The sequence below is a fragment of the Peribacillus sp. NPDC046944 genome (assembly GCF_050272735.1).
Lineage (GTDB): Bacteria > Bacillota > Bacilli > Bacillales > DSM-1321 > Peribacillus.
In genome coordinates this window covers 38,407-58,940 of sequence record NZ_JBNNML010000015.1, presented here as the reverse complement: position 1 = coordinate 58,940, position 20,534 = coordinate 38,407, and the positions used below count along the sequence as shown (strand labels likewise).

General features: G+C 41.5%; 23 protein-coding genes, 1 rRNA gene and 2 other annotated features. All 24 genes read left to right on the top strand.

All coding sequences use genetic code 11. The annotated features are described in order from the left end of the window. A 5S ribosomal RNA gene (gene rrf / locus ACQKIC_RS19175) occupies positions 1 to 89 on the top strand; the annotation flags it as partial. Positions 90 to 351: 262 nt separating this feature from the next. Further along, entirely contained in the window at positions 352 to 813 is a 462-nt protein-coding gene (locus ACQKIC_RS19170) for a CtsR family transcriptional regulator (protein ID WP_402875761.1), read from the top strand. Positions 814 to 834: 21 nt separating this feature from the next. Continuing rightward, entirely contained in the window at positions 835 to 1,386 is a 552-nt protein-coding gene (locus ACQKIC_RS19165) for a UvrB/UvrC motif-containing protein (protein WP_427592149.1), read from the top strand. Then, on the top strand, positions 1,383 to 2,459 hold the full coding sequence (locus ACQKIC_RS19160) for a protein arginine kinase (protein WP_402875757.1): 1,077 nt from the start codon (positions 1,383 to 1,385) through the stop codon (positions 2,457 to 2,459). The genes ACQKIC_RS19165 and ACQKIC_RS19160 overlap by 4 nt, the downstream gene beginning before the upstream one ends. A gap of 108 nt (positions 2,460 to 2,567) precedes the next feature. Beyond that, positions 2,568 to 5,009: an ATP-dependent protease ATP-binding subunit ClpC gene (clpC, locus tag ACQKIC_RS19155; protein ID WP_427592150.1), complete on the top strand. Its 2,442-nt coding sequence runs from the start codon at positions 2,568 to 2,570 to the stop codon at positions 5,007 to 5,009. Between the two features lie 210 nt (positions 5,010 to 5,219). After that, on the top strand, positions 5,220 to 6,608 hold the full coding sequence (radA, locus tag ACQKIC_RS19150) for a DNA repair protein RadA (protein WP_403125376.1): 1,389 nt from the start codon (positions 5,220 to 5,222) through the stop codon (positions 6,606 to 6,608). Between the two features lie 2 nt (positions 6,609 to 6,610). Continuing rightward, a complete protein-coding gene (gene disA, locus ACQKIC_RS19145) occupies positions 6,611 to 7,684 on the top strand; it encodes a DNA integrity scanning diadenylate cyclase DisA (protein WP_402875752.1) in 1,074 nt (357 codons plus the stop codon). A gap of 228 nt (positions 7,685 to 7,912) precedes the next feature. Beyond that, complete coding sequence (locus ACQKIC_RS19140; protein WP_402959583.1) at positions 7,913 to 9,010, top strand: PIN/TRAM domain-containing protein; 1,098 nt, start codon at positions 7,913 to 7,915, stop codon at positions 9,008 to 9,010. A 21-nt stretch (positions 9,011 to 9,031) separates the two neighbouring features. Continuing rightward, on the top strand, positions 9,032 to 9,718 hold the full coding sequence (ispD, locus tag ACQKIC_RS19135; RefSeq protein WP_402875748.1) for a 2-C-methyl-D-erythritol 4-phosphate cytidylyltransferase: 687 nt from the start codon (positions 9,032 to 9,034) through the stop codon (positions 9,716 to 9,718). A 17-nt stretch (positions 9,719 to 9,735) separates the two neighbouring features. Further along, positions 9,736 to 10,215 carry a 2-C-methyl-D-erythritol 2,4-cyclodiphosphate synthase gene (ispF, locus tag ACQKIC_RS19130; protein WP_402875747.1) on the top strand — a complete coding sequence of 160 codons (480 nt, stop codon included), beginning with the start codon at positions 9,736 to 9,738 and terminating at the stop codon, positions 10,213 to 10,215. Between the two features lie 88 nt (positions 10,216 to 10,303). Continuing rightward, on the top strand, positions 10,304 to 11,755 hold the full coding sequence (gene gltX, locus ACQKIC_RS19125; RefSeq protein WP_402875745.1) for a glutamate--tRNA ligase: 1,452 nt from the start codon (positions 10,304 to 10,306) through the stop codon (positions 11,753 to 11,755). A 48-nt stretch (positions 11,756 to 11,803) separates the two neighbouring features. Further along, positions 11,804 to 12,048, top strand: a binding site (T-box leader). 77 nt (positions 12,049 to 12,125) lie between these two features. Beyond that, entirely contained in the window at positions 12,126 to 12,776 is a 651-nt protein-coding gene (gene cysE / locus ACQKIC_RS19120; RefSeq protein WP_427592151.1) for a serine O-acetyltransferase, read from the top strand. Between the two features lie 2 nt (positions 12,777 to 12,778). Next, on the top strand, positions 12,779 to 14,179 hold the full coding sequence (gene cysS / locus ACQKIC_RS19115) for a cysteine--tRNA ligase (RefSeq protein ID WP_402991656.1): 1,401 nt from the start codon (positions 12,779 to 12,781) through the stop codon (positions 14,177 to 14,179). 3 nt (positions 14,180 to 14,182) lie between these two features. Next, positions 14,183 to 14,599, top strand: coding sequence for a Mini-ribonuclease 3 (locus ACQKIC_RS19110; protein ID WP_402875740.1), 417 nt, complete (start codon positions 14,183 to 14,185; stop codon positions 14,597 to 14,599). A 3-nt stretch (positions 14,600 to 14,602) separates the two neighbouring features. Continuing rightward, positions 14,603 to 15,346 carry a 23S rRNA (guanosine(2251)-2'-O)-methyltransferase RlmB gene (gene rlmB / locus ACQKIC_RS19105; RefSeq protein WP_402875738.1) on the top strand — a complete coding sequence of 248 codons (744 nt, stop codon included), beginning with the start codon at positions 14,603 to 14,605 and terminating at the stop codon, positions 15,344 to 15,346. Positions 15,347 to 15,350: 4 nt separating this feature from the next. Next, positions 15,351 to 15,860, top strand: coding sequence for an NYN domain-containing protein (locus ACQKIC_RS19100; RefSeq protein ID WP_402875735.1), 510 nt, complete (start codon positions 15,351 to 15,353; stop codon positions 15,858 to 15,860). An 85-nt stretch (positions 15,861 to 15,945) separates the two neighbouring features. Next, a complete protein-coding gene (gene sigH, locus ACQKIC_RS19095; protein WP_402875764.1) occupies positions 15,946 to 16,578 on the top strand; it encodes an RNA polymerase sporulation sigma factor SigH in 633 nt (210 codons plus the stop codon). Positions 16,579 to 16,759: 181 nt separating this feature from the next. After that, a complete protein-coding gene (gene rpmG, locus ACQKIC_RS19090; RefSeq protein WP_402875733.1) occupies positions 16,760 to 16,909 on the top strand; it encodes a 50S ribosomal protein L33 in 150 nt (49 codons plus the stop codon). Between the two features lie 52 nt (positions 16,910 to 16,961). Next, positions 16,962 to 17,144 carry a preprotein translocase subunit SecE gene (gene secE, locus ACQKIC_RS19085; protein ID WP_402875732.1) on the top strand — a complete coding sequence of 61 codons (183 nt, stop codon included), beginning with the start codon at positions 16,962 to 16,964 and terminating at the stop codon, positions 17,142 to 17,144. Positions 17,145 to 17,379: 235 nt separating this feature from the next. After that, on the top strand, positions 17,380 to 17,913 hold the full coding sequence (gene nusG, locus ACQKIC_RS19080; RefSeq protein WP_402875730.1) for a transcription termination/antitermination protein NusG: 534 nt from the start codon (positions 17,380 to 17,382) through the stop codon (positions 17,911 to 17,913). Positions 17,914 to 18,088: 175 nt separating this feature from the next. After that, entirely contained in the window at positions 18,089 to 18,514 is a 426-nt protein-coding gene (gene rplK, locus ACQKIC_RS19075) for a 50S ribosomal protein L11 (RefSeq protein WP_402875728.1), read from the top strand. Between the two features lie 104 nt (positions 18,515 to 18,618). Next, complete coding sequence (gene rplA, locus ACQKIC_RS19070) at positions 18,619 to 19,314, top strand: 50S ribosomal protein L1 (protein ID WP_402875727.1); 696 nt, start codon at positions 18,619 to 18,621, stop codon at positions 19,312 to 19,314. Between the two features lie 46 nt (positions 19,315 to 19,360). Beyond that, positions 19,361 to 19,511: a sequence feature (ribosomal protein L10 leader region), on the top strand. 39 nt (positions 19,512 to 19,550) lie between these two features. Further along, positions 19,551 to 20,051, top strand: a complete 501-nt coding sequence (gene rplJ / locus ACQKIC_RS19065; RefSeq protein WP_402875726.1) for a 50S ribosomal protein L10 — start codon at positions 19,551 to 19,553, stop codon at positions 20,049 to 20,051. 63 nt (positions 20,052 to 20,114) lie between these two features. Then, positions 20,115 to 20,474 carry a 50S ribosomal protein L7/L12 gene (gene rplL, locus ACQKIC_RS19060; RefSeq protein ID WP_402875724.1) on the top strand — a complete coding sequence of 120 codons (360 nt, stop codon included), beginning with the start codon at positions 20,115 to 20,117 and terminating at the stop codon, positions 20,472 to 20,474. Positions 20,475 to 20,534: the final 60 nt, after the last annotated feature.

Here is a 20,534-nt window from a genome sequence, read left to right as displayed (position 1 = left end):
CCCGTTCCCATTCCGAACACGGCAGTTAAGCTCTTCAGCGCCGATGGTAGTTGGGGGTTTCCCCCTGTGAGAGTAGGACGCCGCCAAGCCATTTCAAAGGTCAGCCATTAGGCTGGCCTTTTTTTGCGTTCTAAAAGTACGATTAAAGGATTAAGGGTGGTTTTGAATATATCCATTAGGGGTAATTATAAAGATATTTTAATTTTACCGTGTGCAATAGGTATGTAACTACATATAATTTGGAGAAAATAGGTAATGCAAAAAGAAGTTAGTGCGTTTTAATTTGCAATATGCATTTTTCCTTGTATAATAATAGTCAAATATAGTCAAAGTCAGATTGGAGGAGGTTGAGTGAGAAACATATCTGATATTATCGAAACTTATTTGAAGCAAGTGCTAGAAATAAGTCAGAAAGATATCCTAGAAATTAAAAGAAGTGAAATAGCAGATAAATTTCAGTGTGTTCCTTCTCAAATCAATTACGTAATTAATACCAGGTTTACAATCGAAAGAGGCTATGTTGTTGAGAGTAAGCGTGGCGGTGGCGGGTATATTCGGATTATGAAGGTGAAATCGCAGGATTACGTGCAACTCATCAACCAGTTATTATCCCTTATTGGTTCCAGAGTGCCTCAATCTATGGCGGAAGGGGTCATCGCTCGGCTGATGAGCGAGGAAGTCATTAATGAAAGGGAAGCTAAAATCATGATGAGTGTCATTGATAGATCCGTCATCTATATAGACCTACCTGATCGTGATGAATTAAGGGCGCGAATTTTATCAGCCATGCTTACAACTTTAAAATATAAATAAACTGGCAGAGGTGATGAATGAATGATTTGTCAAGAATGCCATCAAAGACCTGCGACTCTTCACTTTACCAAAATCATTAATGGAAAAAAGACTGAAGTCATGATTTGTGAGAAATGTGCTCAGGAAAAAGGTGAGATGTTCATGGATGCGGGTGGGCATGGTTTTTCAATAAATAATTTGTTAGCAGGATTGTTAAATATCGAGTCGAATATTCAACAGACAAAGGCTAATTCATTTCCTATGACAGAAGAAAAACGCTGTCCTCATTGTCATCGTTCATATAAGGAATTCGTCCATATTGGAAAGTTTGGATGTGCCGAGTGTTATAAAACGTTCAATGATCAGTTAAATCCGATTCTAAAGAGGGTTCATAGCGGAAATACTGCACACAGTGGGAAAATCCCAAAAAGAATTGGTGGCGGTATTTACCTTCGAAAACAAATTTCTGACTTAAAAGAGAATTTAAAGGTACACATCGAACAGGAAGAGTTCGAGAAGGCGGCCGAAGTAAGAGATAAGGTTCGTTCCCTTGAAAAAAGGTATGAGGCACAGGAGGGGGGCGATGAATCATGAGTTTGGAGAAATTTATGGAGAACGCTTTGAGTTCCTGGATGAATCATGAAGGTCCAGAAATGGATATTGTATTAAGTTCACGAATTCGTTTAGCCAGAAATTTTAAAGACTTTACCTTTCCTACCGCCTTTTCCAATGAAGAGGCAAAAGAAATCATTGAATTAGTGAAGAAAAGAATTGAAGAGGAAGTTACCCAAGAGATTGGCAAGCTGGAACTTCTGGAAATTGATCAAATGCAGTCACTGGAAAAGAGAGTGCTTGTTGAAAAACATTTGATCAGCCCACATTTAGTGGAAGAATCGGCAAAAGGGGCATGCCTTCTTTCCGAGAATGAAGAAATAAGCATCATGGTTAACGAAGAGGACCATCTCCGAATCCAGTGCTTGATGTCAGGATTGCAACTTAAGGAAACCTTAAGACTCGCAAATGTTCTTGACGATTGGATTGAAGAATCCATAGACTATGCATATGATGAAGAAAGAGGATACTTAACTAGCTGTCCGACTAATGTGGGAACAGGATTGAGGGCCTCAGTCATGATGCATCTCCCGGGTCTTGTACTAACTCAGCAAATGAATCATATTATACCGGCCATTAATCAATTGGGACTGGTGGTTCGCGGGATTTATGGAGAGGGCAGTCAAGCTCTAGGAAACATCTTTCAAATCTCCAACCAGATCACTCTCGGAAAATCCGAGAAGGATATCGTGGAGGATCTAACGAGTGTAGTTCAGCAGATCATTGCCCAGGAAAGGTCAGCCAGAGATGCATTAGTGAAGACCTCTCACATACAATTAGAGGATAGGGTTTTCCGATCCTATGGTATATTATCAAATGCCCGAATCATTGGGACCAAGGAAGCAGCTACCTGTATCTCCGATGTTAGGTTAGGGATAGATATAGGATATATAAAAAACATTTCAAAAAGCATCCTAAATGAGTTAATGATTCTGACTCAGCCAGGCTTTTTACAAAAATACGCAGGTGGACCTTTAAGGACACATGAAAGGGATATCCGTCGAGCAGCTCTTATACGAGAACACTTGGATTTCACAGAATCCTCCTTCTCATAGAAAAGTCAATCGATCATCTGCTATACATGTTAAAGCGAAGCATCTGCAAGATTTTATGCAGAGTCAAAAGCTTTATTCAAAACGAAAATTCTAAAGGAGGAATTCCCTATGATGTTTGGTCGTTTTACTGAAAGAGCCCAGAAAGTATTAGCATTAGCCCAAGAAGAAGCTATCCGGTTAGGTCATAATAATATTGGTACGGAGCACATCCTTTTAGGTTTAGTTCGCGAGGGAGACGGTATTGCAGCCAAAGCATTATACGCTCTCGGATTAGGTGCGGAAAAGATCCAGAAAGAAGTGGAAAACTTAATCGGCCGTGGCCAGGACAAAGCCCAAACGATTCATTATACGCCAAGAGCGAAGAAAGTCATTGAACTATCCATGGATGAAGCAAGGAAATTAGGTCATTCATATGTAGGCACAGAACATGTACTCCTTGGACTTATTCGAGAAGGAGAAGGTGTAGCAGCCCGTGTGTTAAATAACCTTGGCGTCAGTTTAAATAAAGCAAGACAGCAAGTATTACAACTATTAGGTAGCAATGAGTCAGGTGGACATCAAGGTTCAACCGCCTCTAATGCAAGCACTCCAACCCTTGATAGTCTTGCTCGGGATTTAACGGCCATCGCTCGTGAAGACAGCTTGGACCCTGTCATTGGTAGAGGCAAGGAAATTCAGCGTGTCATCGAAGTGTTGAGCAGACGCACGAAGAATAACCCTGTATTAATTGGTGAGCCAGGGGTGGGTAAAACTGCTATTGCTGAAGGCCTAGCACAGCAAATCATCAATAATGAGGTTCCTGAAATCCTACGTGATAAACGTGTCATGACACTTGATATGGGGACGGTCGTAGCGGGGACGAAATACCGTGGTGAATTCGAGGATCGATTAAAGAAAGTGATGGACGAAATCCGTCAAGCAGGAAATATCATCTTGTTTATTGATGAATTGCATACATTGATTGGTGCTGGTGGGGCGGAAGGTGCCATCGATGCATCTAATATCCTTAAGCCATCATTGGCCCGTGGTGAACTGCAATGTATCGGTGCAACCACATTGGATGAGTACCGTAAATATATCGAAAAGGATGCTGCACTCGAACGCCGCTTCCAACCCATCCAAGTGGATGAACCAACAACAGAAGAGTCCATTCAAATTCTTAAAGGGTTACGTGACCGGTATGAAGCCCATCACCGTGTATCAATCACTGATGAGGCTATCGATGCGGCTGTTAAGTTATCTGATCGATATATTTCCGACCGTTTCCTTCCGGATAAAGCAATCGATTTAATTGATGAAGCAGGTTCGAAAGTCCGGTTGCGTTCATATACTACACCTCCAAACTTAAAAGAACTTGAAGTGAAATTAGATGAAGTCCGGAAAGAAAAGGACGCTTCCGTTCAAAGCCAGGAGTTTGAAAAGGCTGCATCGCTTCGTGATACGGAGCAACGCTTAAGAGAACAATTGGAAGAAACAAAGAAAACGTGGAAAGAGAAACAAGGGCAAGAAAATAGTGAAGTGACGGTGGAAGACATCGCACATGTCGTATCCAGCTGGACTGGAGTCCCGGTTACTAAATTGGCACAAACGGAGTCAGATAAACTTCTAAATATGGAAGCTATTCTCCATGATCGTGTAATTGGTCAGGAAGAGGCTGTTATAGCCGTTTCCAAAGCAGTACGACGTGCAAGAGCGGGGCTGAAGGATCCTAAACGTCCAATCGGCTCATTCATCTTCCTAGGGCCAACAGGAGTCGGTAAAACGGAACTTGGTCGTGCATTGGCTGAATCCATGTTCGGAGATGAAGATGCCATGATCCGTATCGACATGTCGGAATATATGGAGAAACATTCAACTTCACGCCTAGTTGGTTCTCCTCCAGGCTATGTGGGATATGAGGAGGGCGGACAACTGACTGAAAAAGTACGTAGAAAGCCATACTCCGTCGTTCTACTTGATGAAATTGAAAAGGCACATCCAGATGTATTCAACATTCTTCTACAGGTCCTTGAAGACGGAAGATTGACGGATTCAAAAGGCCGTACTGTTGATTTCAGGAACACGATTCTGATTATGACATCGAATGTCGGAGCTTCTGCATTGAAGACTGATAAGTATGTAGGCTTCAATATTCAGGACACTGGTCAAGACTACAAAAATATGAAAGGGAAAGTGATGGAAGAATTAAAACGTGCCTTCCGTCCAGAATTCCTGAATCGTATTGATGAGACGATCGTCTTCCATTCATTAGAAAAGGATCATTTGAAACAAATCGTTACGTTGATGTCCAATCAGCTCATCTCCCGTTTGAAGGAACAGGAAATTTTCTTAGAGCTTACAGATGCAGCTAGAGAAAAAGTAGCATCTGAAGGATATGATCCGGAATATGGGGCACGTCCAATTCGCAGGGCACTACAAAAACATGTCGAAGATTACCTATCTGAAGAACTGCTCAAAGGAAATGTGAAAAAAGGGCAAACGGTCGTGATGGATGTCGTGGACAATAAATTTGCGGTCAGAAATGGCGATCCCGTCAACATAAGTGAATAAAGTCATTCTTTAACTTCGAGGTACACTCAGATTTCTCAGCAGTGTACCTCTGTTTTTATTCATAACGAAATTGTACCTAGAGGAACTACTCTATAAGATAAATCGAATAGAGAGTAAAAATAAATTTCTTAATAACTTTAAATAAGAAGGATTAAATAAAACCAATATATAATATCTTTTACATGAGTATTATGAGAAAGAGGAGTTACTATGGCAGCAAAAAAGAAAACGAAATTCATGTGTCAATCTTGTGGGTATGAGTCAGCAAAATGGATGGGAAAATGCCCTGGATGCGGGGAATGGAACAAGATGGTTGAAGAGACGGAGATTGTTAAGCCAGCTCGAAAGGGAGCATTTACCCATTCAGAAGTGAGGGGATCTGCAGAGCGTGAAAAGGCGACACCCATCACAACCATTCAGTCGGACAAAGAACCACGCATTACGACGGATTTGGCAGAATTGAATCGTGCACTTGGCGGTGGTATTGTCCAAGGATCACTTGTATTGATCGGCGGAGACCCGGGGATAGGCAAATCAACACTCCTTTTGCAAGTGTCTGCACAATTAGCTCATAAACAGAAGAAAGTATTATATATTTCTGGGGAAGAATCCATCAAACAAACTAAGTTAAGAGCGGATCGGTTAGGAGCGATGTCGGAGAACTTATTGGTGTATGCCGAGACCGATATGGACTATATCCAGCAGGCCATCCAAGAGGTAAAGCCAGACCTGGTCATCATTGATTCCATTCAAACCGTGTACCATTCGGAAGTGACTTCAGCCCCGGGAAGCGTTTCCCAAGTGAGGGAATGTACATCTTCTTTAATGCGCATTGCCAAGACCAATGGAATTGCCATTTTTATCGTGGGACATGTTACAAAAGAAGGGGCGATTGCCGGACCTCGTCTGCTTGAACATATGGTGGATACCGTTTTATATTTTGAGGGAGAAAGACACCATACATATCGGATAATCCGTGCAGTCAAGAATCGATTCGGTTCGACAAATGAAATGGGCATTTTTGAGATGAAGGAACATGGTTTGGAAGAAGTGGCGAATCCATCGGAAATCTTCCTTGAGGAGCGTTCCCAAGGTGCTTCAGGATCGACCGTTGTCGCCTCGATGGAGGGGACAAGACCAGTACTTGTCGAAATACAAGCCCTGATATCACCGACTAGTTTCGGAAACCCAAGGAGAATGGCCACTGGAATTGACCATAACCGAGTTTCACTTTTAATGGCAGTTTTAGAAAAGAGAGTCGGTTTGCTCCTGCAAAACCAAGATGCGTACCTAAAAGTCGCGGGGGGCGTTAAATTGGATGAACCAGCCATAGATCTGGCAGTTGCCATTAGTATTGCATCAAGTTTCCGTGACAAGTCCACGAATCCAGCCGATTGCATTATTGGTGAAGTGGGGTTGACGGGGGAAGTTAGAAGGGTCTCCCGGATTGAACAACGAGTTCAGGAGGCAGCGAAGCTCGGATTTGAACGGGTCATCATCCCAGCCAATAATATAGGGGGCTGGACTGCTCCAAAAGGCATCAAAATCATTGGGGTTTCATCAGTTTCTGAGGCGCTTCACCATACGCTAGGGGGTTAAGGATGACAGAGAAAAAAGGGTATGAGAAAACAAAGTTGGAGATTTTGCAAATTGTGGCCCCAGGCACACCTCTTCGAGAAGGAATTGAAAATGTATTAAGGGCGAATACGGGTGGATTGATTGTTGTGGGGTACAACGAAAAGGTACGAGCGATTGTGGATGGTGGTTTCCAAATTAACTGTGCCTGTACCCCAAGTACATTATATGAGTTGGCAAAAATGGATGGAGCCATCATTTTGAACGAGAAGGCCGACAAAATCATTTTTGCCAATGCACAATTGGTCCCGGATAATAGTGCGCCATCTACAGAGACCGGAATGAGGCATCGAACAGCGGAAAGGGTAGCGAGGGAGACGAAATCATTAGTGATTGCCATTTCTCAGCGGAGGACTGTTATCACCCTATACCAGGGGAATTTTCGATATGCCCTTAAAGATATAGGAGTCATCCTCGCGAAAGCCAATCTGGCCATCCAGACCCTGGAAAAGTATAAGGTCGTGCTACAGCAGAGCATTTCGGTATTGGGAGCCCTCGAATTCGAGGAAATAGTAACGTACGAGGATCTTTTGCAAGTGTTCCACCGGTACGTGATGGTTCTTCGAATCAAAGCGGAGTTACTGACATACCTCAATGAACTGGGTACAGAAGGTAGGCTGATTCGCCTGCAGATGAATGAGATATTAGCAGATATCGAAACAGAAGGAAAATGGCTTATCAAAGATTACTCGTCCAATAAGGAAGATAATCCGGAGGAAACCATTCTTCGCCTTCAGGAACTTGCCATGCAGGAAAAGCTAGATGAGAGCATCCTGCTGAAGATACTGGGGTACCAGGGTCATATTCATGTAGATGCCCCTGTCCATGCCAGGGGGTACCGAATCCTTCATAAAATCCCCCGATTACCAGGTCTGATCATCGATAATCTAGTGAAACAATTTGATTGCTTTAAAGAAATCAATAAGGCGACGGTTGAGCAACTTGATGAAGTGGAAGGAATTGGGGAAGTTCGCGCGAATAAAATTAGAGAGGGTCTTCGGATATTAAAAAATCAACTTGTCACTAATCGAAGGATGTAAAGTGATCCCACTTTCTAAATTTTCCTATTTTAGCTTGAAATTGAATAGTGTTTATTTTTGACACCCAAAACCCAGGATGCTAGGCTAAAATTACGAAAAAGAGAAGGGACAATATGGATACATCACAGGAGTCCTTCAGGGAATTTCTTGATATATAGTGAAAACGAATTTTCAATGGTTTCATTTTTTTTGTATTGGTCAATAATGAGAAGAGGGAGGTGAAAGGGAATGTTAAAACGCATTATACAGGCATGTTTCTTAATAATTGGTGGGACACTTGGTATGCTACTTATTCCTGAATTATTAAGTGTTGTCCATGCAGATGATATTGCTTTATTAAACAATCCTTATGTTAGTGTACTGTTGGGTGCTATTATCTTTTATCTTATTACTTTTTGGGCAGTAGATCATGTGGTCTATTTTATGAAGTGGTTAGAAGAACAACTGGTTAAGTTTCCAATTACCGATATAATTTTTGGAAGTGTGGGCCTTTTAGTTGGTCTGCTTGCGGCGTTTTTAGTAGGGTCGGCCTTCAGTGCAATTCGAGTCCCCATTTTAAATACAGTCGTGCCTATTATTCTTACGCTTTTATTTGGATACCTAGGGTTTCAGGTCGGTTTTAAAAAGCGTGATGAACTGCTGAATCTTTTCTCCAAAAACAATAAGAAAAAAGCCTCTGACGGGGAAATGGCCGAAGAGGATGAGGAAGGCTACAGCAAACGGTTGAAGATCCTCGATACAAGCGTTATCATTGATGGGAGAATTGCGGATATTTGTCAGACCGGCTTCCTCGAAGGAACCATCGTGATACCTCAGTTTGTATTAAATGAGCTTCAACACATTGCGGATTCCTCTGATGCCTTGAAAAGAAACCGGGGTCGAAGGGGCTTGGATATCCTGAATAGGATTCAAAGAGACCTTCCGATTAAAGTGGAGATGTACGAAGGGGATTTCGAAGACATCCAGGAAGTCGATAGTAAATTAGTGAAGCTTGCCAAGATTTCAGGTGGCATGGTGGTCACTAATGATTTCAATTTAAATAAAGTATGCGAGTTCCAAAATGTAGCGGTCCTCAATATAAATGACTTAGCGAACGCCGTAAAACCCGTCGTACTACCCGGGGAAGAAATGAATGTACAGGTGATTAAGGATGGGAAAGAGCAAAATCAAGGTGTTGCCTATTTGGATGATGGGACGATGATCGTTGTCGAAGGCGGACGCGATTATATTGGAAAACGTATTGATGTCCTTGTGACAAGCGTTCTTCAAACATCAGCGGGTCGGATGATCTTTGCTAAACCTAAACTATTAGAAAAAGCATTATAAAGAAGAGTAGGAGAAACCGTTATGTTTTATGAAGTAGTGATACCTGCAGCCGGACAAGGAAAGAGAATGAAGGCCGGCAAGAACAAGCTTTTTATTGAACTATCGGGTACCCCGATCATTGTCTACACCCTTCGTGTCTTTGAAGAGGATCCAAACTGCCGGGGTATTTTCCTTTCGATAAACCCAACAGAAGAGGATTACTTCAAGGAAATGGTGGCTTCCTTCGGATTTAAGAAGGTCAAGAAACTCGTTGAAGGTGGTAAGGAACGTCAACAGAGCGTCCATAATGCATTGAAGTATGTGAGGGAAGAGATAATTCTAGTCCATGACGGGGCACGTCCTTTTATCGCCCAAGAGCAAATTAGTGAATTAACGTCCGCAGCCAGTCTCCATGGTGGAGCCATCATTGCAGTCCCCGTAAAGGATACGATTAAAAAAGCAAATGACAGGTCAGTCACGGAAACAGTGGAACGATCAAGCTTGTGGGCGGTACAGACACCACAAGCTTTTCGTGCATCCATATTAATTAACGCCCATGAAAAAGCGGAAGCGGAGTCGTATTTAGGTACGGATGATTCAAGCTTGCTAGAACGGATCGATGAACAGGTAGTCATTATTGAAGGCAATTATGATAATATTAAGATTACGACTCAGGAAGATTTATATTTTGCGGACGCGATTTTACATAAACAACAACTTGAAAAGTGAAGATAGGGGAGAATGAGATGTTTCGAATTGGCCAAGGATATGACGTACATCAGCTAGTTGAAGGTAGGCCTTTAATAATTGGAGGGATAACAATCCCGCATGAGAAAGGGTTACTTGGGCATTCAGATGCTGATGTATTGCTACATACGGTTGCAGATGCTTGTTTGGGTGCAATTGGTGCAGGTGATATCGGCAAGCATTTTCCGGATACCGATCCGGAATTTAAGGATGCTGATTCCGCTAAGTTATTGCAGTATATTTGGGCAATCGTCAAAAAAGAAGGTTATGAGTTGGGTAATGCAGACTGTACAATTATTGCCCAAAGCCCTAAAATGGCGCCGTATATTGAAGAAATGCGTGTAAGGATAGCAGAGCTTTTAGATGCTTCAGTGGATCAAATCAATGTGAAGGCGACTACGACCGAGAAACTTGGATTCACGGGCAGAAGCGAGGGAATCGCAGCACAGGCTGTTGTCTTGTTGGTTAAAACTAACTGATTGTCGTTTAGGTGGAAACCTTTATTCCCTTGAGGTTAAATGGTAAAATAAAACGAAGAAAAGAGAGACTGGGAGGTCTATATATATCATGAACAGCGATATTCGAGTTCGCTATGCACCAAGTCCGACTGGACATTTACATATAGGAAATGCGAGGACTGCTTTATTTAATTATCTGTATGCACGTCATAATGGTGGAAAATTCATAATCCGCATTGAAGATACTGACAAAAAAAGAAATATAGAGGGCGGAGAAGAAAGCCAACTGAAGTATTTAAAATGGCTTGGAATGGATTGGGATGAAGGCGTTGATATTGGCGGGGAGTTCGCACCGTATCGTCAATCAGAGCGGAACGACATTTATCAAGGGTTGTACCAAGAGCTTCTTGACAAAGGGTTGGCTTATAAATGCTATTGTACGGAAGAAGAGCTTGAAGCAGAACGTGAAGGACAGGTTGAAAGGAACGAAACACCCAAGTATTCCGGTAAGTGTCGTCATTTAACAGCGGAAGATCAAGCAAAACTAGAGGCTGAAGGCAGAAAACCGAGTATTCGATTCGCCGTTCCTTCGGGCAGAGTCCTTACTTTCAAAGATATGGTTAAGGATGATGTTTCATTTGAGACGGATGGCTTTGGCGATTTTGTCATTATCAAAAAAGATGGAATCCCGACGTATAACTTTGCGGTAGCGGTCGATGACCACCTAATGAAGATTTCGCATGTACTTCGCGGTGATGACCATATTTCTAATACACCTAAGCAATTAATGATTTATGAAGCATTCGGGTGGGAGCCTCCTGTGTTCGGACACATGACGTTGATCGTCAATGAAAGCCGGAAAAAATTAAGTAAGCGTGATGAATCAATTATCCAATTCATCGAACAATATGAAGAGTTGGGTTACTTGCCTGAAGCTTTATTCAACTTCATTGCTTTACTTGGATGGTCACCAGGCGGCGAGGAAGAGATCTTCCCTAAGGAAGAGTTCATTAAACTTTTCGAAGCGGACCGTCTATCCAAATCACCGGCCCTATTCGATAAGCAAAAACTCACTTGGATGAATAATCAGTATGTGAAGCAATTGGATGAGGAACGTGCAGTGCAATTGTCCATCCCTCACCTAGTGAAGGCCGGCAAGATTTCTGAAACACGTTCTCCGGAAGAAGAAGAGTGGGTGCGTGGTCTAGTTTCTCTTTATCAAGAACAGATGAGTTATGGGGCGGAAATCGTTGAACTTTCCGAACTATTCTTCAAAGATGATCTTGAATATGAGCCTGAAGCGAAAGAAGTCCTAGCGGAGGAACAAGTACCTGAAGTCATGGAAGCCTTCCTTAAAGAAATAGAAGGGCTTGAGGAATTTAAAGCCGACGAAATCAAGAAATCGATCAAAGCGGTACAAAAAAGCACAGGACATAAGGGTAAAAAGTTATTCATGCCAATCCGTGCGGCGGTGACTGGTCAAACTCATGGTCCTGACCTACCAAAAGCGATTTCCCTACTGGGCAAAGAAAAAATTAAACAACGCATTCTAAGTATTTAATATTAACAATTAGACAAAAATGTAATATAGTAATTAATAATCTTACAAAAGAACGCGTAGATAGGGAGAAGTAAGTAAACGAAGCTTATTAGAGAGAACCATAACCTGCTGAAAATGGTTCAAGCCTCTCGTTTTCCGAAATGCACCCTTGAGTCCTTTGCTGAACTAACCTCTAGTAGGCATAGGCGGAATGTCCTCCGTTACAGGATAAAAGTTGGGAATGGAACAAGTTGGCCTTTGGTCCTGCTATTCATTCCAAACAGAGTGGAACCGCGCTTCAAAGCGTCTCTGTCTATTTGGACAGAGGCGCTTTTTTATATGCTTTAAAATAAGGGATGACTAAAAGGATATAGCATAGGGGGGAATCATCATGTTAAAGATGTTTAAAGAGGATATCGAAGTGGTTTTTGAACAGGATCCTGCAGCGCGTAGCTATTTAGAAGTTATTTTAACGTATGCAGGGTTGCATGCAATATGGAGTCATCGGATGGCTCATGTACTATACAAGAAAAAGTTCTTTTTCCTGGCCAGAAGTGTATCACAAATCAGTCGGTTTTTTACCGGGGTTGAGATTCACCCCGGGGCTACAATAGGTCGTCGTTTCTTCATCGATCATGGGATGGGGATTGTCATTGGTGAGACATGCGAGATTGGTGACAATGTCTCTGTCTTCCAAGGAGTGACACTTGGAGGAACGGGAAAGGAAAAAGGCAAACGTCATCCTACGATAAAAGATAACGTATTGATTGCCACGGGAGCCAAAGTGCTTGGCTCGATTACCGTCGGTGAAAATTCCAAAATTGGTGCAGGCTCGGTCGTTTTAAAGGAAGTGCCCGCTAATTCAACGGTGGTTGGCATTCCTGGAAAAGTCGTCATTCAAGATGGCATAAAAATCAAGAAAGATTTTAATCATTCAGATCTTCCTGATCCAATTGCTGACCGTCTAAAGGAAATGGATAGGGAAATTCATGCTTTGAAAACAGAGTTAGCAAAATGGAAGCAGCAAGAAAGGAGTTTATAAAAATGGCGATAAAAATATATAACACAGCGACTAGACAGAAGGAAACCTTCGTACCGATGGAAGAAGGAAAAGTGAAAATGTATGTATGCGGGCCTACAGTCTATAACTACATTCATATTGGGAATGCTAGGCCAGCAATCGTATTCGATACCGTGAGAAGATACTTGGAGTATAGAGGATACGATGTGCATTTCGTTTCGAATTTCACGGATGTTGATGATAAGCTAATTCGAGCTGCCAAAGAACTAGGGGAGGATGTCCCAACCATCTCAGAGCGTTTTATTCAAGCGTATTTTGAAGATGTTTCTGCTCTAGGTTGCAAAAAAGCGGATGAACATCCAACCGTAATGGAAAACATGGATACAATCATTGAATTCATTTCGACGTTGATTGAAAAAGGCTATGCGTATGAATCTGAAGGGGATGTGTATTTTCGCACTCGTAAATTCGATGGGTATGGGAAGTTGTCTCATCAATCCATTGATGAACTGCGGGTCGGAGCTCGTATTGAAGTCGGCGAGAAGAAGCAGGATGCACTTGACTTTGCCCTCTGGAAAGCGGCGAAGGCTGGCGAAATTTCTTGGGAAAGCCCATGGGGGATGGGGCGCCCTGGCTGGCATATAGAATGCTCAGCGATGGTTAAGAAGTACCTTGGTGATACGATTGATATCCATGCAGGCGGTCAGGATTTAGCTTTTCCCCATCATGAAAATGAAATTGCACAATCCGAGGCGTTAACGGGAAAATCCTTTGCGAATTATTGGATGCACAATGGATACATCAATATTGATAATGAAAAAATGTCGAAGTCATTAGGCAATTTTATTCTTGTTCATGACATCATACAGAAGTATGACCCACAAGTATTGCGTTTCTTCATGTTATCCGTACATTATCGTCATCCAATCAATTATAGTGAAGAAGTGCTTGAAAATGTAACGGCTGCTCTCGATCGCTTGAAAACATCCTATCAAAACCTGAAACATCGCCTTCAAGTAAGCGATGGGTTAACAGAAAATAATGAGGTATGGTTGCAGAAAATCGATGAACTGCACGAACAATTCATTAAGGAAATGGATGATGATTTCAATACGGCGAACGCGATATCCATTCTTTTTGAACTGTCTAAGCAAGCGAATTATTACTTGATGGAGAAGAATACTAACCAGGAAGTCATTAAAGCTTTTCTTGGTAAATTCCAAAATCTACTCTCCGTACTGGGCTTTTCCCTTGAAGAGGAAGAGGGATTACTGGACGAGGAAATCGAGAGTTTAATTCAACAAAGGATTCAAGCTAGGAAAGACCGTAACTTTGGGTTGTCTGATGAGATTCGTGATCGTCTAAAGAGCATGAACATTATATTAGAGGATACCCCTCAAGGTACAAGATGGAAAAGAGGGTAACAGATGCTTCAATATGATAATAAGGTAGACGAAAAAATGTTAAATAGTCTTGCTCTAGCCTATATGGGAGATGCCGTATACGAAACCTACATACGGCATCACCTTATTCAAAACGGGGCAGTTAAGCCTAATCTGCTTCATAAAAAAGCGACATCTTTTGTATCGGCTAAAGCGCAGAGCAAAATCATTCACTTTTTTCTAGAGTCAGGTTGGTTATCAGAAGAAGAGACCGCTGTCGTCCGTAGAGGTCGTAATGCGAAGTCCGGGTCGGTTCCGAAGAATACAGATGTGCAAACGTATCGGTATAGCACTGCCTTTGAGGCGCTTATGGGCTTTCTGTATTTATCCGGCCGAATAGAAAGAATGGAAGACCTTGTTGAAAAATCAATTCAATTCATTGAAGAAGAAAAGGGGAAATAACCCATGAGTGAAGAATTTATCATTGGAAGAAACCCCGTCTTGGAAGCACTTCGCTCCGAACGGGATATTAATAAAATTTGGATATCAGAGGGCTCACAGAAAGGGTCCATGCTTCCGCTAATCGGACTTGCAAAAGAAAAAAAGGTATTCGTACAAATCGTACCTAAGAAAAAAATAGACCAAATGGTAGAAGGTATCCATCAAGGAGTCGTAGCGCAAGTCGCAGCTTACGATTATGTAGAGTTGGACGATTTATTTGCCAAAGCGGCTGAACGGGATGAGGCTCCCTTCTTCATGATTCTGGATGAAGTAGAAGATCCACATAATCTAGGGTCAATCATGAGAACAGCGGATGCGGTCGGAGCTCACGGAATCATCATTCCAAAGCGTAGAGCAGTTGGTTTAACGGCAACGGTTGCGAAAGCATCGACAGGGGCCATTGAGTATATTCCGGTTGCACGGGTCACGAATTTGGCAAGAGCAGTCGAAGAGTTAAAAGAACGCGGTGTCTGGATTGTGGGTACCGATGCGAAAGGTAGCGATGATTACCGGAACATGGATGGGAATATGCCTATTGGCCTTGTTATTGGAAGTGAAGGCAAGGGAATGGCACGGTTAATGAAAGAAAAATGTGATTTTCTAATTCGTCTTCCTATGGCCGGGAAAGTAACATCATTAAATGCATCGGTGGCAGCAGGTTTATTGATGTATGAGGTCTACAGAAAAAGAAACCCTCTAGGGCAATAATGAGATGAATATTCTGTTAGTGGACGGTTACAACATTATTGGAGCCTGGCCGGAACTGAGAGAATTGAAAGAAAGAGACCTTGCTGCAGCAAGAGACAGACTGATAGAAATGATGGCGGAATATCAGGCGTTTACTGGGTCCCGGGTCATTGTCGTATTCGATGCCCAATATGTCCAGGGAATAGCCCGTATTTTCAAGAATCATAAAGTCGACGTAATTTTCACGAAAGAAAATGAAACAGCCGATGAGAGAATAGAAAAGATGGCGATTGAACTGAATAATATCAAGACGCAGATTCAAGTGGCTACTTCAGACTTTACGGAGCAATGGGTCATCTTTGGCCAAGGGGCCCTAAGGAAATCTGCCCGTGAACTGCTAATGGATATGGAGGAAATTCAGGGAGAAATAAAAAAAGATGTCCAAAAAACAGCGGCGGTAAAACCTACGGCTAAAATTCCTTTAAGTGAAGAAGTAGCGGAAATATTCGAAAAATGGCGTCGGGGGAAAATTTGAACCATTGACGGGTATTTTTTACCTGCTGTATAATATTTCTATCTGAGTCAGGTCAGGGGGATATAATTTGGGTCTCAATTTCGGTATGAAACTGAACGAAAAGTATCTGCAGTTCGATGATGAAGAATTAATTGAGTTAGTACACACTGGAGACAGTGAAGCACTGGATTATCTGATTCAAAAGTATCGTAATTTTGTAAGAGCGAAGGCAAGGACATATTTTTTAATAGGTGCAGATAAGGAAGACATCGTTCAAGAAGGCATGATTGGTTTGTATAAGGCTGTCCGTGATTTTAAAGGCGATAAGCTTTCTTCTTTTAAAGCATTTGCCGAATTATGTATTACGAGACAGATCATTACCGCTATTAAAACAGCAACACGTCAAAAGCATATTCCGCTCAATTCCTATGTTTCCCTGGACAAGCCCATTTATGATGAGGAGTCCGACCGTACTCTCATGGATATTATATCGGGTACGAAGGTATTAGACCCAGAAGAACTGATTATCAATAAAGAAGAGTTTGACGATATCGAATTGAAAATGGCCGAGCTGCTGAGCGATTTGGAAAGAAAGGTATTAGCCCTTTATTTAGATGGGCAAACCTATCAGGAAATCTCAGAAGAGTTGAATCGTCATGTGAAGTCAATCGATAATGCCCTCCAGAGGGTGAAAAGAAAGCTCGAGCGTTATCTGGAAGTAAGGGAGATCAGTTTATAGTCCCTCCGCCTTTTCCGCTTTATTTCATCTGACACTAACTCCACTTGGATGATGCATTCACTTATGGTAGACATAGGCTGATAGAGTTGACATGGACTTAGGTGGCCTCACCTTGTTATTGACAATAAAAGCCAGCCGTGATAAGGTTTTATGGAAATAGTAGATAGGATAGGTGTATCAATTGCAAAAGAAAATCACACTAGCTTGCACCGATTGTGGTTCAAGAAATTATAATTATGAAAGCAATAAGTCAAACAACGCTGAACGACTAGAATTAAAGAAATTTTGCAGCACCTGTAATTCACATACGAATCATAGGGAAACAAAATAACCGTTTTATAAATAGATTGACAGAAGCAGTCTAATGCTTGGAGGATACATTCATGAAACGCTTAACCGAATTTTTCAGCGGAGTCACTCGTGAAATGCGTAAAGTAAGCTGGCCAAAACGTAAAGAATTAACCAAATATACAATCGTTGTAGTGACGACTGTGTTGTTTATGGCTTTATTCTTTTTAGTGGTCGATATGGGCATTTCCGAATTAATTCGCTTAGTTATTGAATAAGAGATTCGAAAATAAGGTATAATAGTGATAGAATAATATGTGTCAGCAGAAAAGCCCGGAAACGGGTTTTTTAATTTGTCTTTTTTAAGAAAAAGTTCAAACTCTAGCATTGCTGTTATTCTTTAGACAAGTCGGGATAGTGCAGGATGTTAATTTTGGCTAGATCGTTAGAAAATAAAGTTTCATAAAGAAAATGATTGATTGCAGGGAGGGAAGGACGTCACAGTCCTAAAAAATGGAAAAGAATTGGTATGTAGTTCACACCTATTCAGGTTATGAAAACAAGGTAAAGGCCAATCTGGAGAAGCGTGTTGAAACAATGGGGATGGAAGATAGAATCTTCCGCGTAGTAGTTCCTGAAGAAGAAGAAACCGAAGTCAAAGATGGCAAAACGAAAGTAACGAAGAAAAAGGTTTTCCCAGGATATGTACTGGTAGAAATTATCATGACCGATGATTCTTGGTATGTAGTCCGCAATACACCTGGTGTAACAGGTTTCGTAGGTTCATCAGGAGCGGGATCTAAACCGACAGCACTGCTTGATGAAGAAATAGAAGTTGTCCTTAAACGCATGGGTGTTGACGAAAGTAAATTTGACATCGACTTTGAAGTCGGCGACACTGTTCAAGTGAAAGAAGGACCATTTGCAACATTTGCTGGGCCTATCGAAGAACTTGATACAGATAAAGGAAAAGTCCGAGTTCTTGTTAATATGTTCGGCCGCGATACGCCGGTAGAACTAGACTTTAATCAAGTGGAAAAATTATAAACGGAAAAAAACTTGAAAAAGCCTTTTGGAAGTGGTAAAATTTCAAAGGTCAGTATGTTTCAAATTTTTAGGCCTCAACGATACAAGTATTCTTTATTAACATATAAAGAATTCAAGATGAGTGGGAGGGTATATCCCTATTACCACATCACGGACTTATAAGGAGGTGTGTCTCGTGGCTAAAAAAGTAATTAAAATGGTTAAATTGCAAATTCCTGCTGGTAAAGCGAATCCTGCACCGCCGGTTGGTCCTGCATTAGGTCAAGCTGGTGTAAACATCATGGGATTCTGTAAGGAGTTCAACGCTCGTACAGCAGACCAAGCTGGTCTAATTATTCCTGTTGAAATCACGGTATTTGAAGACCGTTCATTTACATTCATTACAAAAACTCCACCCGCTGCAGTACTACTTAAGAAAGCAGCAGGTATCGAGTCTGGTTCTGGTGAACCTAACCGTAAAAAAGTTGCTACAGTCAAGCGTGATCAAGTGCGCGAGATTGCTGAAACTAAAATGCCTGACCTAAACGCTGCAAACGTTGAAGCTGCAATGCGTATGGTTGAAGGTACTGCTCGCAGCATGGGTATTGTCATCGAAGACTAATCCATGTAATTGTTATTTGTTTCTACGGGGTTGCGATTGATACTCGCAACCTTTATTCGTGGGAGGTAATTCCGTTAAAACCACAATTTAGGAGGATTTATATCATGGCTAAAAAAGGTAAAAAGTATCTTGAAGCAGCTAAGCTTGTTGAAGTTTCAAAAGCATACGCTGTAACTGAAGCGATTGAAGTTGTTAAAAAAGCAAACTTCACAAAATTCGATGCGACTGTTGAAGTTGCTTTCCGTTTGGGTGTAGACCCTAAGAAAGCTGACCAACAAATTCGTGGAGCAGTTGTGCTTCCGAACGGAACTGGTAAAACTCAACGCGTATTAGTATTCGCAAAAGGCGAAAAAGCAAAAGAAGCTGAAGCTGCTGGTGCTGACTTCGTTGGCGAATCTGACTACATCAACAAAATCCAACAAGGATGGTTCGAATTCGACGTAATCGTTGCGACTCCTGACATGATGGGTGAAGTTGGTAAACTTGGTCGCGTATTAGGACCTAAAGGCTTAATGCCAAACCCTAAAACTGGCACAGTTACATTTGATGTAACAAAAGCTGTTAATGAGATCAAAGCAGGTAAAGTTGAATACCGCGTAGATAAAGCTGGTAACGTCCATGCTCCAATCGGTAAAGTATCTTTCGAAGATGCTAAACTAGTGGAAAACTTCACTACTATCTTTGATACATTAATGAAAGTTAAACCTGCGGCTGCTAAAGGAACTTACATGAAGAATATTTCTGTAACGACTACAATGGGCCCTGGTGTGAAAGTTGATTCTTCTTCTTTCAATAAATAATTTGACATTCCAAAACTATTGTTGTTATAATATGTTTTGTTGTGATAAATGAATATCATTTGTACCGAAGACAGTAGGTGCTCCACAAGAGCTTAATTCCCTGCCGAGGTAATTCGATAAAAATAGTCGTTGACTATGACCTTTGAAATTACTGCCTTCATGTCTGTATTAGAGATGAAGGCTTTTTCTTTGAAACGGTATAAATGTTTTCAAGCAAATCTACAGGAGGTGTAAGGATGAACGCAATTATTGAACAAAAGCAAACTATCGTTGCTGAGATTACTGGTAAATTAACAGCTAGCAAATCCACAGTTGTTGTTGACTACCGTGGATTGACTGTTGCTGAATTAACAGAACTTCGTAAGCAACTTCGTGATGCTGGCGTTGAGTTCAAGGTTTACAAAAACTCTTTAACTCGTCGTGCTGCTGAAAGTGCTGAACTTAGCTCTTTAAACGAATCTTTAACAGGACCAAACGCAATTGCATTCTCAAATGAAGATGTTATTGCGCCAGCTAAAATCCTTAACGATTTTGCGAAAAAACATGAAGCGTTAGAAATCAAAGCTGGAGTTATCGAAGGAAACGTAGCATCTGCTGAAGACATTAAAGCTCTTGCAGAACTACCTTCACGCGAAGGCCTACTTTCAATGTTGCTAAGTGTGCTACAAGCACCTATGCGCGGTCTTGCTCTTGCTACAAAAGCAGTTGCAGAACAAAAAGAAGAACAAGGCGCGTAAGCTAACCGCTTATCTTGCCTATTGATTCAAAAAAAAACCAACCATTTCGAGGAGGAAATAACAATGACTAAAGATCAAATCATTGAAGCAGTTAAAAACATGACTGTTTTAGAATTAAACGACCTTGTAAAAGCAATCGAAGAAGAATTTGGCGTAACTGCTGCTGCACCTGTAGCTGTAGCTGCTGCTGGTGGCGCTGCTGCTGAAGAAAAAACTGAGTTTGATGTAGTTCTTACATCTGCTGGAGATTCAAAAATCAAAGTTATCAAAGCTGTTCGTGAAGCAACTGGTCTTGGACTTAAAGAAGCGAAAGAAGTTGTTGATAACACTCCAAAAGCAATCAAAGAAGGCGTTTCTAAAGAGGAAGCTGAAGAACTTAAAGCTAAACTTGAAGAAGTTGGAGCTGGCGTTGAAGTTAAGTAATCTTGCATAAACAAAAAGCTCGCTATCACTGGCGAGCTTTTTTCTCTTCATTTTTAAAGA